The organism is Micromonospora endolithica (assembly GCF_003626595.1).
Classification (GTDB): Bacteria; Actinomycetota; Actinomycetes; order Mycobacteriales; family Micromonosporaceae; genus Micromonospora; species Micromonospora endolithica.
This window is the reverse complement of the sequence record NZ_RBAK01000006.1, coordinates 359,368-374,919: the sequence shown is the minus strand read 5'-3', so window position 1 is coordinate 374,919 and position 15,552 is coordinate 359,368. Positions and strand designations below refer to the sequence as shown.

13 protein-coding genes are annotated in these 15,552 nt (G+C 72.1%); 5 read left to right on the top strand and 8 right to left on the bottom strand.

Going from position 1 to position 15,552, the window contains the following annotated elements:
• The first annotated feature begins 40 nt into the window (after nucleotides 1-40).
• Nucleotides 41-964, top strand: a complete 924-nt coding sequence (locus tag D7223_RS17935; protein ID WP_120729537.1) for an NAD(+)/NADH kinase — start codon at nucleotides 41-43, stop codon at nucleotides 962-964.
• Between the two features lie 644 nt (nucleotides 965-1,608).
• Here the strand turns inward: D7223_RS17935 and pgm are convergent.
• Both pgm and glgC read right to left on the bottom strand, forming a co-directional pair.
• Nucleotides 1,609-3,255, bottom strand: a complete 1,647-nt coding sequence (gene pgm, locus D7223_RS17930; RefSeq protein ID WP_120729536.1) for a phosphoglucomutase (alpha-D-glucose-1,6-bisphosphate-dependent) — start codon at nucleotides 3,253-3,255, stop codon at nucleotides 1,609-1,611.
• Nucleotides 3,252-4,484: a glucose-1-phosphate adenylyltransferase gene (glgC, locus tag D7223_RS17925; protein WP_120729535.1), complete on the bottom strand. Its 1,233-nt coding sequence runs from the start codon at nucleotides 4,482-4,484 to the stop codon at nucleotides 3,252-3,254. The genes pgm and glgC overlap by 4 nt, the downstream gene beginning before the upstream one ends.
• Nucleotides 4,485-4,579: 95 nt before the next feature.
• Between glgC and glgA the strand changes: the two genes are divergently transcribed.
• The gene (gene glgA / locus D7223_RS17920) at nucleotides 4,580-5,779 is read left to right on the top strand and encodes a glycogen synthase (protein ID WP_120729534.1); all 1,200 of its coding nucleotides are present in this window, start codon (nucleotides 4,580-4,582) and stop codon (nucleotides 5,777-5,779) included.
• Nucleotides 5,780-5,824: 45 nt separating this feature from the next.
• Here glgA and D7223_RS17915 read toward each other — a convergent pair whose 3' ends face one another.
• The gene (locus D7223_RS17915) at nucleotides 5,825-6,037 is read right to left on the bottom strand and encodes a hypothetical protein (RefSeq protein WP_120729533.1); all 213 of its coding nucleotides are present in this window, start codon (nucleotides 6,035-6,037) and stop codon (nucleotides 5,825-5,827) included.
• Between the two features lie 14 nt (nucleotides 6,038-6,051).
• On the opposite strand from D7223_RS17915, the gene D7223_RS17910 reads away from it, so the two are divergent.
• The 3 genes from D7223_RS17910 to glgB all read left to right on the top strand — a co-directional run bounded on the left by D7223_RS17910 (nucleotide 6,052) and on the right by glgB (nucleotide 10,924).
• Nucleotides 6,052-6,252, top strand: coding sequence for a winged helix-turn-helix domain-containing protein (locus tag D7223_RS17910; RefSeq protein WP_120729532.1), 201 nt, complete (start codon nucleotides 6,052-6,054; stop codon nucleotides 6,250-6,252).
• 488 nt (nucleotides 6,253-6,740) lie between these two features.
• Nucleotides 6,741-8,834, top strand: coding sequence for an alpha-1,4-glucan--maltose-1-phosphate maltosyltransferase (locus D7223_RS17900; protein WP_120729531.1), 2,094 nt, complete (start codon nucleotides 6,741-6,743; stop codon nucleotides 8,832-8,834).
• Nucleotides 8,822-10,924, top strand: a complete 2,103-nt coding sequence (gene glgB / locus D7223_RS17895) for a 1,4-alpha-glucan branching protein GlgB (protein ID WP_120729530.1) — start codon at nucleotides 8,822-8,824, stop codon at nucleotides 10,922-10,924. Before D7223_RS17900 ends, glgB begins: the two co-directional genes overlap by 13 nt.
• A gap of 22 nt (nucleotides 10,925-10,946) precedes the next feature.
• On the opposite strand, the gene D7223_RS17890 is transcribed toward glgB, so the two are convergent.
• The 5 genes from D7223_RS17890 to D7223_RS17870 all read right to left on the bottom strand — a co-directional run bounded on the left by D7223_RS17890 (nucleotide 10,947) and on the right by D7223_RS17870 (nucleotide 15,390).
• Complete coding sequence (locus D7223_RS17890) at nucleotides 10,947-11,372, bottom strand: type II toxin-antitoxin system VapC family toxin (protein ID WP_120729529.1); 426 nt, start codon at nucleotides 11,370-11,372, stop codon at nucleotides 10,947-10,949.
• Nucleotides 11,369-11,614 carry a FitA-like ribbon-helix-helix domain-containing protein gene (locus tag D7223_RS17885; protein WP_120729528.1) on the bottom strand — a complete coding sequence of 82 codons (246 nt, stop codon included), beginning with the start codon at nucleotides 11,612-11,614 and terminating at the stop codon, nucleotides 11,369-11,371. Before D7223_RS17885 ends, D7223_RS17890 begins: the two co-directional genes overlap by 4 nt.
• A gap of 97 nt (nucleotides 11,615-11,711) precedes the next feature.
• Entirely contained in the window at nucleotides 11,712-12,602 is an 891-nt protein-coding gene (locus tag D7223_RS17880; RefSeq protein ID WP_120729527.1) for an alpha/beta fold hydrolase, read from the bottom strand.
• A gap of 23 nt (nucleotides 12,603-12,625) precedes the next feature.
• Nucleotides 12,626-13,306, bottom strand: coding sequence for a TetR/AcrR family transcriptional regulator (locus D7223_RS17875; protein WP_222622262.1), 681 nt, complete (start codon nucleotides 13,304-13,306; stop codon nucleotides 12,626-12,628).
• 59 nt (nucleotides 13,307-13,365) lie between these two features.
• Nucleotides 13,366-15,390 (bottom strand): family 10 glycosylhydrolase, encoded by a 2,025-nt coding sequence (locus D7223_RS17870; protein WP_186832237.1) that lies wholly within the window; start codon nucleotides 15,388-15,390, stop codon nucleotides 13,366-13,368.
• Nucleotides 15,391-15,552 lie beyond the last annotated feature (162 nt).

The window sequence follows — 15,552 nt, the reverse complement described above, 5'->3', positions numbered from 1 at the left end:
CCGCCCACCGGGGGCGGCCCGGGTGTGGTGAGCTGTAGCCATGGGGCGGCTCGGGCTGGTGCTGCACCCGACCCGCGACGTCACCGAGGTGGTCGGGATCATCGAACGCTGGGCGGCCCGGCAGGGAATCTGCCTCGCCGTCCGCGCCGAGGACCGGCACCGGGTGCCGGCCAGCGTCGAACCGCTGCCCGTCGACCAGGTGCCGGTCGCCTGCGACGCGCTGATCAGCATCGGCGGCGACGGCACCATGCTCGGCGCCCTGCGCTCGGCCGTACGCGATCCGAAACCCGTGCTCGGCGTGCACCTGGGCCGGCTCGGCTTCCTGGTGGAGGTCGAGCCGCCGGAACTACCCGCCGCGCTGGATCGGCTGACCGCCAAGGACTTCACCGTGGAGCGGCACAGCTGCCTCGCCTGCGACGTGTGCGGCGACGACCTGGTGGCGTTCAACGACATCGCGCTGGTCCGCCAGCCCGGTGCCGGCTTCGTGACCGCCACCCTCGCGGTCGACGGGCAGAGGTACGGCTACTACCGCTGCGACGCCCTGGTGGTGAGCACCCCGACCGGGTCGACCGCGTACAGCTACGCCGCCGGCGGCCCGCTGGTGTCCCCCGCCAGCGACGCGGTGGTGGTCACCCCGTCCGCGCCGATGGCCGGCATCTCCCGGGCGGTGGTGCTCTCCGGAGATGAGACCATCCGGCTCGAGCTGACCCCGGGGTCCGCGCCGGTCGCCGTCGAGATGGACGGCCAGATCTTCCGCGAGGCCGCCACCTCCGGCGCGGTGCAGGTGCGCTACCGCCGGGACGCCGGCCTGGTGGTACGCCTCGACCCCCGCCGCTACCAGGAACGCAACCAGCTCAAGCTGAGCCTGCTGGACCTGCCGTTGCTGCCCGAGCAACTGCGTGAGCTGCTGCCCGAGAACCTGCGCGAACAGCTCAACCGCCGCGAGCTACCCCCACCCCGCTGACCCCGCGGCAGGGAGAAAACATGACCCGCGCCGGTCCCTTTCGAGCTGATGTCGTGGGTGGCTCACGCCGCCGCGCGCTGCGGCGGGCCCGACCTTGCAACGCGTCGGGGCCGCCACGCCCGGCCTGCGCCCGCCCCGCTGACCCTGCGGCAGGGGGGACATGACCCGCGCCGGCCCCTTTCGAGCTGATGTCGTGGGTGACTCACGCCGCCGCGCGGTGCGGCGGGCCCGAGTCGGGCCCGCCGCAGCAAGGCCACCGCGCCGGCCTGCGCCCGCCCCGATGACACGAATGACTCAGCTCGAAAGCGCCCGCGTCGCGGCACCCGCCGTCGGGGCCCGGTCGCGGTCCGGCACCCCCGCGACGCCACCGCAGAGGCCCGGACGCAACCCGACACCCCGCAGCACCACCGGCGCGGGCCCGACGCAACCCGACACCCCGCGACACCACCCCCGAGGCCCGGACGCGGCCCGACACCCCGCGACACCACCGGCGCGGCTCGACGCAGCCCGGCGCCCCGCAGCACCACCGGCGCGGCCCGGGCGCAAGCCCGACACCCCGCGCGGGGTGTCGGGCGAGCCGCCCAGCAGCGGGCGATCCACCCCGGTCCGGGATGCCGGCCCGCGAACGGCCTGACCGGGCGTGGTCAGGCCCGGCCCAGAACCTCGGAGACCAGCTCCTTCGCCTCGGACTGGATCCGGGCCAGGTGCTCCGGCCCCTGGAACGACTCGGCGTAGATCTTGTAGACGTCCTCGGTGCCGGACGGGCGGGCGGCGAACCAACCCGACTCGGTGGTCACCTTCAGGCCACCGATCGGCGCGTCGTTGCCCGGCGCGGTGGTGAGCGTCGCGGTGATCGGCTCGCCGGCCAGCTCGGTCGCGGTGACCTGCTCGGGCGAGAGCTTGCCGAGCACCGCCTTCTGCTCGCGGGTGGCCGGCGCGTCGATGCGGGCGTACGAGGGAGCGCCGAAGCGTTCGGCCAGCTCGGCCCAGTGCTCGCTGGGAGTCCGGCCGGTGCTGCCGATGATCTCGGCGGCGAGCAGGCAGAGCAGCAGCCCGTCCTTGTCCGTGGTCCAGGTGCCCCCGTCGCGGCGCAGGAACGAGGCGCCCGCGCTCTCCTCACCGCCGAAGCCGACCGCGCCGTCGAGCAGGCCCGGCACGAACCACTTGAACCCGACCGGCACCTCCAGGAGCGGCCGGCCCAGGTCGGCGGCCACCCGGTCGATCATCGACGACGAGACGAGGGTCTTGCCGACGGCGGCGGCCGGGCCCCAGTCGGTGCGGGTGCGGAACAGGTGGGCGATCGCCACCGCCAGGTAGTGGTTGGGGTTCATCAGGCCGGCGTCGGGGGTGACGATGCCGTGCCGGTCGGCGTCGGCGTCGTTGCCGGTGGAGACCTGGTAGTCGGCGCGGGCGGCGATCAGGGAGGCCATCGCGTTGGGCGAGGAGCAGTCCATCCGGATCTTGCCGTCGCCGTCCAGGGTCATGAACCGCCAGGTGGGGTCGACCGTCGGGTTGAGCACGGTCAGGTCCAGGCGGTGCCGCTCGGCGATCTCACCCCAGTAGGCGACGCTCGCGCCGCCGAGCGGGTCGGCGCCGATGCGTACCCCGGCGTCGCGGACCGCGTCCAGGTCCAGCACCGCCGGGAGGTCGTCGACGTAGTGGGCGAGGAAGTCGTACGAGCCGGTGGTGTCGGCGGCGCGGGCCCGCGCGTACGGGATGCGCCTGACCTCCTTGAGCCCGGCGGCCAGGATCGCGTTCGCGCGGTCCTGGATCCAGCGCGTCACGTCGCTGTCGGCGGGCCCGCCGTGGGTGGGGTTGTACTTGAAGCCGCCGTCGTCCGGCGGGTTGTGCGACGGGGTGATGACGATCCCGTCGGCGAGCCCGGCGGTGCGGCCCCGGTTGTGGGTGAGGATCGCGTGCGACACGGCCGGGGTCGGGGTGTAGCCGTCCCGGCTGTCCAGCAGCACGGTCACCTCGTTGGCGGCGAGCACCTCCAGGGCGTCCACCGTCGCCGGGGCGGACAGGGCGTGGGTGTCCCGGCCGACGAAGAGCGGGCCGTCCAGGCCCTGCTCCCGGCGGTAGTCACAGAGCGCCTGGGTGATCGCCAGGATGTGGTCGGAGTTGAACGCGCGCCGCAGGCTCGACCCCCGGTGCCCGGAAGTGCCGAAGGAGACCTGCTGCGCCGGGTCGTCCGGGTCGGGGTGCTCGGCGTAGTAGGTGGTGACCAGCATCGGCACGTCGACCAGGTCGGACGGCTGGGCGGGCTGGCCCGCGCGGGGGTGACTGCTCACGGTTCCACCTTCTGACCCTTGCCGATGACCACGATGCCGTTGTCGGAGACGGTGTAGCGCTGCCGGTCCTTCTCCAGGTCGACACCGATCTCGGCGCCCTCCGGCACGATCACGTTCTTGTCCAGGATGGCGCGGCGGACCACCGCGTGCCGGCCGATCTCCACGCCCTCCATCAGCACCGAGCCGTCGACGTGCGCCCAGGAGTGGACCTTGACCTTCGGCGACACCACCGAGTTCTCCACCAGCGAGCCGGAGATCACCGCGCCGGGCGAGATCATCGAGGCGTGCGCCCGGCCGACCCGCTCGCCCCACTGGTGGACGAACTTCGCCGGCGGGTACGGCGGTTGGTCGGTGTAGATCGGCCACTCGAAGTTGTAGAGGTTGAACACCGGGTGCACGTTGATCAGGTCCATGTGCGCGTCGTAGAACGAGTCCAGCGTTCCCACGTCCCGCCAGTAGCCCCGGTCCCGGTCGGTGCTGCCCGGCACCTCGTTGTCGCGGAAGTCGTAGACGTTGGCCTCGCCCCGCTCCACCATCATCGGGATGATGCTGCCGCCCATGTCGTGCTTGCTGGTCTTGTCCTCCGCGTCCCGCTCGACCGCCTCGCAGAGCGCCCGGGTGCTGAAGACGTAGTTGCCCATCGAGGCGTAGATCTGGTCCGGCGCGTCGGGCAGGCCGACCGCGTCGGTCGGCTTCTCGCGGAACGCCCGGATCCGCCGGCCGTCCTCGCCGACCTCGATCACCCCGAACTGGTCGGCCGAGGACAGCGGCTGGCGGATGCCGGCCACGGTCACCGACGCACCGGAGGCGATGTGGTCCTCGACCATCTGCCGGGGGTCCATCCGGTAGATGTGGTCGGCGCCGAAGACGATCACGTAGTCCGGCTGCTCGTCGTTGATCAGGTTGAAGCTCTGGTAGATCGCGTCGGCGGAGCCGGCGAACCACCAGGGGCCCCGGCGCTGTTGCGCCGGCACCGGGGTGACGTAGTTGCCCAACAGGGTCGACATCCGCCAGGTCTTGGTGATGTGCCGGTCGAGCGAGTGGGACTTGTACTGGGTCAGCACGACGATCTTGAGATAGCCGGCGTTGGCGAGGTTGGAGAGGACGAAGTCGACCATGCGGTACATCCCGCCGAAGGGGACGGCCGGCTTGGCCCGGTCCGTGGTGAGTGGCATCAGGCGCTTGCCCTCCCCACCCGCCAGGACGATCGCGAGCACCTTGGCAGCCATGACCAGACGCTATCCATACCATCGCGACTTCACCACTCGGACGGGCACAGTTCCGCACCCGGTGCGACTCCGCCGTCTGCACTAGGGTGCCGGTCATGAGCGATCTCGGAGGGCTGCGTGTCGATCTGCTCACCCGGGAGTACCCGCCGGAGGTGTACGGCGGCGCCGGGGTGCACGTCGAGTACCTGGCGCGGGAGCTGCGCCGGCTCGCCGACGTACGGGTGCACTGCTTCGGCGCGCCGCGCTCCGAGGCGGGCGTCACCGCGTACGCCGAGCCGGCCGGCCTGACCGGCGCGAACGCCGCGCTGCGCACGATGGGCGTGGACCTGGAGATGGCCGCGGGTTGTGCCGGTGCCGACGTGGTGCACAGCCACACCTGGTACGCGAATTTCGCCGGGCACACCGCGAAGCTGCTGCACGGGGTGCCGCACGTGGTGACCGCGCACAGCCTGGAGCCGCTGCGTCCGTGGAAGGCCGAGCAGCTCGGCGGCGGTTACGCGCTCTCCTCGTGGTGCGAGCGGACGGCGTTCGAGGCGGCCGACGCGATCATCGCGGTCAGCGCGGGGATGCGCCGGGACGTGCTGACCGCCTACCCGGGGGTGCACCCGGACCGGGTGCGGGTGGTCTACAACGGCATCGACACCGCGCAGTACGCCCCGGACCACAGCACCGACGTGCTCGACCGGCTGGGGATCGACGGGTCCCGGCCCAGCGTGGTGTACGTCGGGCGGGTCACCCGGCAGAAGGGCCTGCCGCACCTGCTGCGCGCCGCCCGGGAACTGCCCGCCGACACGCAACTGGTGCTGCTCGCCGGGGCCCCGGACACGCCGGAGATCGCCGCCGAGGTGGAGGGCCTGGTGGCCGAGCTGCGGGCCAACCGCTCCGGGGTGATCTGGGTGGCCGAGATGCTGCCCAAGCCCGAGGTGATCCAGGTGCTCACCCACGCCACGGTCTTCGTCTGCCCCTCGGTCTACGAGCCGATGGGCATCGTCAACCTGGAGGCGATGGCCTGCGAGACCGCGGTGGTCGCCACCGCCACCGGCGGCATCCCGGAGGTCGTCGCCGCCGGCGAGACCGGGTTGCTGGTGCCGATCGAGCAGGCCGCCGACGGCTCCGGCACCCCGCTGGACCCGGCCCGGTTCGAGGCAGACCTGGCGGCGGCGTTGAACGAGCTGCTGGCCGACCCGGCGCGGACCGCCGCGTTCGGCAAGGCCGGCCGGCGCCGGGCGGTCGAACACTTCTCCTGGGACGCCATCGCCGAACAGACCGCCGAGCTGTACCGCTCCCTGCGGTAAGGAAGGGCCCCCTATTAACGCCTCCGGTAGAGGAAGGGCCCCTTCTTAACAACCGGCGAGGCGGGCCAGGGCGCCGGGCGCGGCGGGCGAGCGGGCCACCATGGCCACCAGGTCGCGTACCGCCGGCCGGTCGTGCACCTCGCCGGGCGCGGTGCGTTCGGCGTCCAGCAGCGCCCGGCCCGCCCGCTTCAGGTCGCCGGTGAGGGCGTACGCACGGGCCATGTCGAGCAGGTGCGCCGCCCGGTGCTCGGGCGGCACCGCTTTACGAGCAGATCATCGAAGATGTCGCAGCCTCCGTCCGCGCTGGCACCCTGAAGCCCAATGACAAGTTGCCGTCCATCGCCGAGATGCGCGTGCAGTACCAGTCGAGTGCCTGGCCGGTGCGGTATGCACTGCGAATCCTGGAGGAGCGGGGCTGGATCGTCACCCGCCAGGGCAAGGGGTCGTTCATGGCGGCGGAGCCGCCCGCGTAGTCGGCAACTTCGGGGAAGTTGCGGGGTCCGCGCACGGGGAGGCAGCAGTTTCCCCGAAAGTGCGAGGCCCCGCCGTCTCCTCGACCCCGCCAGACTCCTCCCTCGCCCGAAGCCCTCCCCCACCCGGCTCCCTCCCACGCCCGGCTTCCTCCCCGGCCCGGCCCTCCCACGCCCGGCCCCCTCCCCCACCCGCTTCCTCCCACGCCCGGCCCTCCCACGCCCGGCCCTCCCACGCCCGGTCCCTTCCTCATCCGACTCGCCGTCGGCGGGCCGCGGGCGACGACTTCCGCCTCGATCGACTCGTGGTCACTGAAGTCGGGGTGTCCGGACCCGGTTGTCCGCCCGACTTCAATGAACCCGAGTTGACCACGGGGCCCAGCACGGGCCCCGCAACACGAGGCCCCGCAACACGGGGCTCCACAGCCCGGGACGCACCGACGACGGCGCTTGGCCGAGCACGAAAGGATCTCGCGCAGTAGGTTGAATCGGTGACTGGTCGGTTCCCCATCGAAGACGTCTCCCCCGCCGTCTCCTGCGGTCGCCACCCGGCGAAGGCGGTGGTCGGTGAGCTGGTACCGGTGTCGGCGCGCGCCTACCGGGAGGGGCACGACGCGCTGGGCTGCAACGTGGTCTGGCTCGGCCCGGACGGGCGGGCCCGCCCGTTCACCCGGATGCGCCCCGGTGAGCCCGGTCAGGACCGGTGGCTGGCCACCATCACACCCGACGCGGTCGGCGAGTGGACGTTCACCGTCGAGGCGTTCTCCGACCCGTACCTGACCTGGCAGAACGCGGTGACCAAGAAGATCGCCGCCGGCCAGGGCCCGGCGGAGCTGGCCAACGACCTGGCCGAGGGCGTACGCGTGCTGACCGCCGCGCGCGACCTGGTGCCGGCGGCGGACCGCAGGCGGGTCGACGCCGCCGTCGCGGCCCTGCGCGACGAGACCGGGGAGCTGCCCCGGCGGGTCGGGCCGGCGCTGGACCTGGCCGACCTGCTCTGGGACCACCCGGTGCGGGAGCTGGTCACCACCGGCGACGAGTACCGGATCTGGGTGGACCGCGAGCGGGCCCTCTTCTCCGCCTGGTACGAGTTCTTCCCCCGCTCCGAGGGCGCGATGGGAGCCACGGTCGACGCGCCGGCCCGCTCCGGCACGTTCGCCACCGCCGCGCAGCGGCTGCCCGGCGTCGCGGCGATGGGCTTCGACGTGCTCTACCTGCCGCCGATCCACCCGATCGGCCGGGTCAACCGCAAGGGCCCGAACAACTCGCTGACCCCCGGGCCGGACGACGTGGGCTCGCCGTGGGCGATCGGCGCCGCCGAGGGCGGGCACGACACCATCCACCCCGACCTGGGTACGCCGGAGGACTTCCGCGACTTCGTCGCCGCCGCCGCCGAGCAGGGCCTGGAGGTGGCCCTGGACCTGGCGTTGCAGTGCGCGCCGGACCACCCGTGGGTGACCGCGCACCCGGAGTGGTTCACCACCCGGGCCGACGGCAGCATCGCGTACGCGGAGAACCCGCCGAAGAAGTACCAGGACATCTACCCGCTGAACTTCGACAACGACCCGGAGGGCATCCGCGCCGAGGTGCTGCGGGTGGTCCTGCACTGGGTCGGCGAGGGCGTGAAGATCTTCCGGGTGGACAACCCGCACACCAAGCCGGTGCAGTTCTGGGAGTGGCTGATCGCCGAGGTCAAGAAGGTGGACCCGGACGTGCTGTTCCTGGCCGAGGCGTTCACCCGCCCGGCGATGATGCACGGGCTGGGCAAGGTCGGCTTCACCCAGTCGTACACCTATTTCACCTGGCGCACGACGGCGGCCGAGATGCGGGAGTACTGCGAGGAACTGGTCGCGGCGGCGGACTACATGCGGCCGAACTTCTGGCCGAACACGCCGGACATCCTGCACGAGTCGTTGCAGCACGGCGGCCCGCCGATGTTCAAGATCCGGGCGGTGCTGGCCGCGCTGCTCTCCCCCTCCTGGGGCATGTACGCCGGCTTCGAGCTGTTCGAGCACGTGGCCCGGCCCGGCGCCGAGGAATACCTGGACAACGAGAAGTACGAGCTGCGTCCCCGGGACTGGGCCGGCGCGCAGGCGCACGGCCGCTCGCTGGCCCCGTTCATCGCCACCCTCAACAGGATCCGCCGGGACAACCCGGCGCTGCGCCGGCTGCGCAACCTGGTCTTCCACGACATCGACAACCCCGCGCTGCTGTGCTGGTCCAAGCACGACCCGGCGACCGGCAACACGGTGATCGTGGTCTGCTCGTTCGACTCGCGGACCGTCCAGTGGGGCAACACCACGCTGGACATGCCGGCGCTGGGGTTCGACTGGCACGAGCGGTTCTCCGTGCACGACGAGCTGACCGGCACCAGCTACGACTGGGGGCAGCGCAACGCGGTGCGGCTCGACCCGTATCTTCAACCGGCGCACGTGCTGACCGTGCGCCGCCCGGTCCACCACGTTCCCGACGTGCCCACCGCCACGCCACCGGCGGAGCTGACCGTCGAGGACGTACCCGACGACCTGTCCGGCGGCACCGCGCCGACCGCTCCCACGAAGGACGACCCACGATGGACGAGCTGATCGCCGGCCGCAGCCACGACCCGCACGCGGTGCTCGGGTCCCACCCGGCCGACGGGCGCAGCACCATCCGCACCCTGCGCCGGGGCGCGCAGGACGTGGCGGTCGTGGTGGCCGGCGAGCGGCACCCGATGAAGCGGGTGCACGACGTCGGCGTGTTCGAGGCGACCGTCGCGGGCGTGGTGCTCGACTACCGGATCGAGGTGGACGGGCAGGTCCACGACGACCCGTACCGCTACCCGCCCACCCTCGGCGAGCTGGACCTGCACCTGATCGGCGAGGGCCGGCACGAGCGGCTCTGGGACGCCCTGGGCGCGCGGGTCTTCGACGAGGGCGTCGCGTTCACCGTGTGGGCGCCGAACGCCCGGGGTGTGCGGGTGGTCGGTGACTTCACCGGCTGGTACCCGGACGACGGCTGGCCGATGCGCTCGCTGGGCTCCAGCGGCGTGTGGGAGATCTTCGTGCCCGGCGCGCGGGTCGGGGCCCGCTACAAGTACCGGGTCCTCGGCGCCGACGGGCAGTGGCGGGACAAGGCCGACCCCCTCGCGGCGTACGCGGAGGTGCCGCCGGCCACCGCGTCGGTGGTGCACCACTCGACGTACGAGTGGAACGACGCGGCCTGGCTGGAGCGACGCGCGCAGCGCCGCCCGCACCAGGAGCCGATGAGCGTGTACGAGGTGCACCTCGGCTCCTGGCGGCCCGGCCTGGGCTACCGGGAGCTGGCCGAGCAGTTGACCGAGTACGTCGTCGGGTTGGGCTTCACGCACGTGGAGTTCCTGCCGGTGATGGAGCACCCATTCGGCGGCTCCTGGGGCTACCAGGTCACCGGCTACTACGCGCCGACGTCCCGGTTCGGCGACCCGGACGACTTCCGTTTCCTGGTGGACCGGCTGCACGCCGCCGGGATCGGCGTCATCCTCGACTGGGTGCCCGCGCACTTCCCCAAGGACGAGTGGGCCCTGGCGCGCTTCGACGGCACGCCGCTCTACGAGCACCCCGACCCGCGGCGCGGCGAGCACCCCGACTGGGGCACGTACGTCTTCGACTTCGGTCGCCGGGAGGTGCGCAACTTCCTGGTCGCCAACGCCCTGTACTGGTGCGAGGAGTTCCACGTCGACGGGCTGCGGGTGGACGCGGTCGCCTCGATGCTCTACCTGGACTACTCCCGCCAGGAGGGCCAGTGGGCCCCCAACCAGTACGGCGGCCGGGAGAACCTGGAGGCCCTGGCGTTCATGCAGGAGACGAACGCGACGGTCTACCGGCACCACCCGGGCGTGGTGATGATCGCCGAGGAGTCCACCGCCTGGCCCGGGGTCACCCGCTCCACCGACGGCGGCGGCCTGGGCTTCGGGTTCAAGTGGAACATGGGCTGGATGCACGACACCCTGCTCTACACCTCGAAGGACCCGATCTACCGGCAGCACCACCACCACCAGCTCACCTTCTCCCTGGCGTACGCCTGGAGCGAGAACTACGTGCTGCCGATCAGCCACGACGAGGTGGTGCACGGCAAGGGCTCGCTGGCGGCGAAGATGCCCGGCGACACCTGGCAGCGGCTGGCCAACGTGCGCGCGCTGCTGGCGTACATGTGGGCGCACCCGGGCAAGCAGTTGCTCTTCATGGGCTGCGAGCTGGCCGACGACCGGGAGTGGAGCGAGGAGCGCGGCCTCGACTGGTACCTGCTGCACGACCCGGCGCGGGCCGGCGTGCAGCGCCTGGTCGGTGACCTGAACGCCGTCTACCGGGACACCCCGGCGCTGTGGTCGCAGGACACCGAGCCGGCCGGGTTCCGCTGGATCGCCGGCGACGACGTGGCCAACAACGCGGTCAGCTTCGTCCGGATCGCTCCGGACGGCGCGACCCTGGTCTGCGTGGCGAACTTCTCCGCGTCACCGCTGGAGGACTACCGCATCGGCCTGCCGGCCGGGGGCGCGTGGACCGAGGTGCTCAACACCGACGCCCACCACTACGGCGGGTCCGGGGTGGGCAACATGGGCCAGGTTCACGCCCAGGACGTGCCCTGGCACGGGTTGCCGGCGTCGGTGGCACTGCGGGTGCCCCCGCTGGGCGTCCTCTGGCTCCGCCCGTCCTGATCCGCGGTCGCCCAGGCGATCGCTAGTCGCTCGTCGCCTGCCATGGATCGACTATCGCGATGCCCGTGTCGGTGAAGTCCTTGATGTTGCGGGTGGCGAGGGTGGCGGCCTGGGAACGGCAGATCGCGGCGATCTGGGCGTCGAACCCGTCGATCGCATTGCCAGTGCCGTCACGGCCGGCGACGATGTCCGCGTAGGCGTCGGCGGCGGCAAGGTCGAAGGGGAGAACCTGACGGGGAAAGGCCGCGAAGATCTCGTTGGCGGCCTGCCGCAGGGACTCCCGACGGCGACCGGCGGGCAGCCGGGCGATGCCGTAGCGGATCTCGGCGACGGTGATCGTCGTCGTGTAGAGGCCGTCGTGCGAGTTGCGGTGCAGCCAATCGATGACGACGGGGGCCGGCTCGCCGCGCATGAGTTCGGACACGACGTTGGTGTCGAGGACGATCATTCGAACAGCTCCGCCGCACGGGGCGGGGTGGCGCGGGCCGGCGGCTCGAGGTCCACTCCCCCGAGCCAGGTGAAGCGATCGACAAGCGCGTGGAAGAGATCCGCCCGAGGTGCCTCGTCGCTGACGGCCGAGGTCAGGATGGCCCGGATCTCGGCCTCCATCGATCGGCCGTGCCGGGCGGCGCGGACGCGGAGCTTCTCCTTCACCGTGTCGTCCAGGTCACGGATGCTGAGAGCTGCCATCCCCTTCTCCTTTTGGCGACCGACATCGTGCTAGCAATGCTAGCACGATGTCGGTCGAGGGGCCTCCGGCGGGTTGACCGACTCCGGGTGGTCGAGGTCAGGCGTCGCTGCGGGCGGCGAGGTCCGTGATGAAACGGGCGATCTCCGCGGGCTTCTCCTCGGCCATGAAGTGGCCGGCCTGGGTCGGCTGGTAGGTCAGGTCGGGAGCCCAGGCGCCCCAGAGCGACGCCGCGTCGAACCCGAGCTGGGAGCCCCAGTCCTGGGAGATGACCCCAACCGGCATGGTCAGCCGCCGGCCCGCGTCCCGGTCGGCCTGGTCCATCTCCAGGTCGATGCCGGCGGTGGCGCGGTAGTCGGCGACGATGGAGTCGACGGCGTCGACCGAGCTGTCGATGTAGTGCTGGCGCACCTCGGGGGTGAAGGTCGTACCGTCGGTGTCCCAGGCGTCGAGGAACGAGCCGAAGAACTCCGGGGCCACCGCGGCGATCATCTTCTCCGGCAGGCCGGCCGGCTGTGCCATCAGGTAGAGATGCCAGGCCACCTTCGCGTGCACCCCCTGCAGGACCGCCCACGTGTCGAGGGTGGGGAGCACGTCGAGGATGCCGAGGTAGGTCACGGCCCGCGGGTGGTCCAGGCCGGCCCGGACCCCGACGAGGGCGCCACGGTCGTGCCCGACGAGCCCGAACCGCTCGTGTCCCAACTCCCGCGCCACGGCCAGCACATCCTGGGCCATGACCCGCTTCGAGTAGGTGTCGGGACCGTCGGCGGCGGGTTTGCCGCTCGCGCCGTAGCCCCGCAGGTCGGGCACGATCACGGTGTGTCGCTCGGCGAGGTCCGGTGCGACGCGGTGCCACATGTAGTGCGTCTGGGGAAACCCGTGCAGCAGCACCACCGCGGGGCCGTCGCCGGCAACCGCGACGTTGATGTCGACGCCCTTCTCTCCGGGGAGCGTCTGGTAGTGAAATCCTTCGATGGTCAACGGCTTCATGGTGTTCCTTTGTCGTTTCGGGATCAGTGGGTTGCGGGGTGTCCGGAGAAGATGCCGGCCGGCAGCGTTCGGCCGGTGGTCGTCGAGGCGCGCAGGGCGGGAATCAGCACGGCGTCGACCAGCGCCTCGAAGTAGTGGTCGTCGGCCCGCAGCCCGTTGAGCCGACGGAGCAGGAGCACCGCGCCGGCGACCTCCTCGTAGGGGAAGGTATCGACGCCTTCGGGCAGTTCTCCCCTGCGGACGGCTGCCTCGATCACGCTCGCGGGTAGTCGCGCACCGGTCGGCCCCACCGACCGCTCGATCTCCGCACACAGGTCGGGGTCCTCCAGACCAGCCTGGAGCAGGAGCATCGCCGTCTGGCCGTCGGCGGAGCGCATGGACCGGTCGAGCCGCTGGCACAGGGCCAACAGGTCACCCCTGAGACTGCCCGTGTCGATCTCGTCCGGTCCCTCCCGGTACGCCGGGCCCGCCTTGATCGCGGCGATCACCATCTCCCGCTTGGACTTCCAGCGCCGGTAGAGGGTGGCTTTGGACGCGCCCGCGCGCCGGGCGACCTCCTCGAAGGTGACTCCCTCGTAACCCGACTCCGCGAGCAGCGCACCGACGACCGCGAGGATGTCGTGCTCCCGCCGCTCGTCGCGGGGGCGTCCGCCGCGAGGGCCTGCGGCGGCTTCCGAGCCACCGGACCGGTTTAGATACGACACGTTCCGTACCGTATCAGGGAGCCGCTGCATCCGCCAACCAGAAGCTGCCGTACTCCCGCTCAGACTCGGGTGATCCGGACGGCGTCGGCGACGACGTACCCCGGGGTGCTGGTCCAGCGGCTGACCCCGACGACCTGGCGCGTCCCGGCGGCGAGGTCGTAGGTGCCCAGCACCCGCCACTGCCCACCGCCGACCCGCTGGTCGACGGTGGCCGTCACGGTGCCGTTCGCGGTGGCCACCAGGTGCGGCGCGGCGCTGTTGTAGCCGGGGTCGGCCGGGTACCAGACCTCGACCCGGTACGCACCGGCGGCGGGCAGGGTCGCGCTGAACCAGGCCGGATCGCTCACCGCCTGCGGCAGGGCGAACCGGTAGTTGGCGCCGTACCGGGCCGGGAGGTAGGACGACGTGCCCCAGGTGCCGGCGGCGGTGAAGCCCCCGGCGGTGGCGTTGTCCACGACCACGCTGAACGTGGCACCGCCGCCGGTGACCAGCCGCACGTTGCTCGCCGGGCTCTCGTGGTGCCGCCGGTCCAGGGCGGTCACCAGGTAGCGGTAGGTCGCACCGGCGGCGGCGGTGGCGTCGGTGAACGTCCCGCTGCCGCCCGAGGCGCGGACCGTACCGAGCAGGTGGCGGGCGTCGGCCAGGGCGCAGGGGTCGACCGTGCCGTCGCCGGGCAGCCGGTAGACCGCGTACCCGGCCGTGCTGCCGGTGCTGCCGCGCTGCCAGGTCAGCGTCACGCCGCCGGTGCCGCGTACCGCCGAGGTGAGGCTCGGTGCGGCCGGCGCCGCACCGCCGGTGCCGGCCGGGGCCAGCGCGGGCCGGCGGTAGTGGTCGGTCGCCACCCGGCTGACCGCCCCGATCCGGTCCGCGCGGACGTCCTTGGCGCTGAAGTGGAGGTCGCCGACGACCTGCGGGTGACTGCGGTTGAGCGTCAGGTGGTCGGTCAGTTCGGCCGGGTCCTGCCAGGCCGCGTCCTGCCCGGACGCGCCGGCGCGGTAGGTGGCCTGCCCGATCAGCAGGTGCACGTCCGTGCCGGTCACCGTCTCGGACCACCAGCGGACCAACTCCGCGTAGTCGGCGGCGGGGTGGCCGATCTGCCAGTAGACCTGCGGCGCGATGTAGTCGACCCAGCCCTGGCGCACCCAGCGCCGGGTGTCGGCGTAGATCGCGTCGTACGACTGGAGGCCGGTGGTGCGCGAGCCGAGCGGGTCGGTGCCGGCGTTGCGCCAGATGCCGAACGGGCTGATGCCGAGCTTCACCCACGGCTTCGCCGCCCGGATCTTCGCGCCCATCTCCTGCACCAGCAGGTTGACGTTGTGGCGTCGCCAGTCGGCGATGCTGCTGAAGCCGCTTCCGTACTGGGCGTAGGCGGCCTGGTCGGGGAAGGCCACCCCGCTGACCGGGTACGGGTAGAAGTAGTCGTCCCAGTGCACCGCGTCGATGTCGTACCGCGCGACCGCGTCCATCATCGCGTCCTGCACGAACGCGCGGACGGCCGGGATGCCGGGGTTGTAGTAGAGCTGACCCCCGTAGCTCACCGTCCAGCCCGGGTTCGTGCGGGCCGGGTGGCTCGCCGCGAGTTTGCTGAGATCGGTGTGGTTGGCCACCCGGTAGGGGTTGAACCAGGCGTGGAACTCCAGGTTCCGGGCGTGCGCCTCGGCGACCATGAAGGCCAGCGGGTCGTAGCCGGGGTTGCCGCCCTGGGTACCGGTGAGCCACTGCGACCACGGCTCGTAGGTCGACGGCCAGAAGGCATCGGCGGCGGGGCGGATCTGCACCACCACGGCGTTCATCCGGCGCTGCTGGGCCAGGTCGAGCCAGCCCCGGTACTCGGCCTGCTGGGCGGCCGGGGTGAGCCCGGTGCGGCTGGGCCAGTCGATGTTGGCCACACTGGCGATCCACATGCCGCGGAGCTGCCGCTTCGGGGTGGCCGGGTCGGTCGCGCAGGCCGCCTCGGCGGCCACCGGCACGGCGGTCGGCACGGTGTCCGGTTCGGCGGGCCGGGAGGTCACCACGGCCAGGCCGAGCACGAGCGCCGCCGTCAGCGTCACACCGGGAAGGAATCGACCAAGGTCTCTGCGCATGAAGATATGTTCAGGTCTATCGATGAGATGCGCAAGTATCCTTCACCGGCCGGCCACCCGGCCGGCCGGGATCATTGAAGTCGGGCGGACAACCTCGCCTGGACAGCCCGATATCAATGAAGGCGAGCCGATCATGTCGGGAACGCACGGTCGGCGCCCCGG

Coding starts and splice junctions, on each gene's coding strand:
- D7223_RS17935 (WP_120729537.1), top strand. CDS start 41: ATGGGGCGGCTCGGGCTGGTGCTGCACCCGACCCGCGACGTCACCGAG.
- glgC (WP_120729535.1), bottom strand. CDS start 4,484: ATGGCTGCCAAGGTGCTCGCGATCGTCCTGGCGGGTGGGGAGGGCAAG.
- glgA (WP_120729534.1), top strand. CDS start 4,580: ATGAGCGATCTCGGAGGGCTGCGTGTCGATCTGCTCACCCGGGAGTAC.
- glgB (WP_120729530.1), top strand. CDS start 8,822: ATGGACGAGCTGATCGCCGGCCGCAGCCACGACCCGCACGCGGTGCTC.
- D7223_RS17890 (WP_120729529.1), bottom strand. CDS start 11,372: ATGATCGTCCTCGACACCAACGTCGTGTCCGAACTCATGCGCGGCGAG.
- D7223_RS17885 (WP_120729528.1), bottom strand. CDS start 11,614: ATGGCAGCTCTCAGCATCCGTGACCTGGACGACACGGTGAAGGAGAAG.
- D7223_RS17880 (WP_120729527.1), bottom strand. CDS start 12,602: ATGAAGCCGTTGACCATCGAAGGATTTCACTACCAGACGCTCCCCGGA.
- D7223_RS17870 (WP_186832237.1), bottom strand. CDS start 15,390: ATGCGCAGAGACCTTGGTCGATTCCTTCCCGGTGTGACGCTGACGGCG.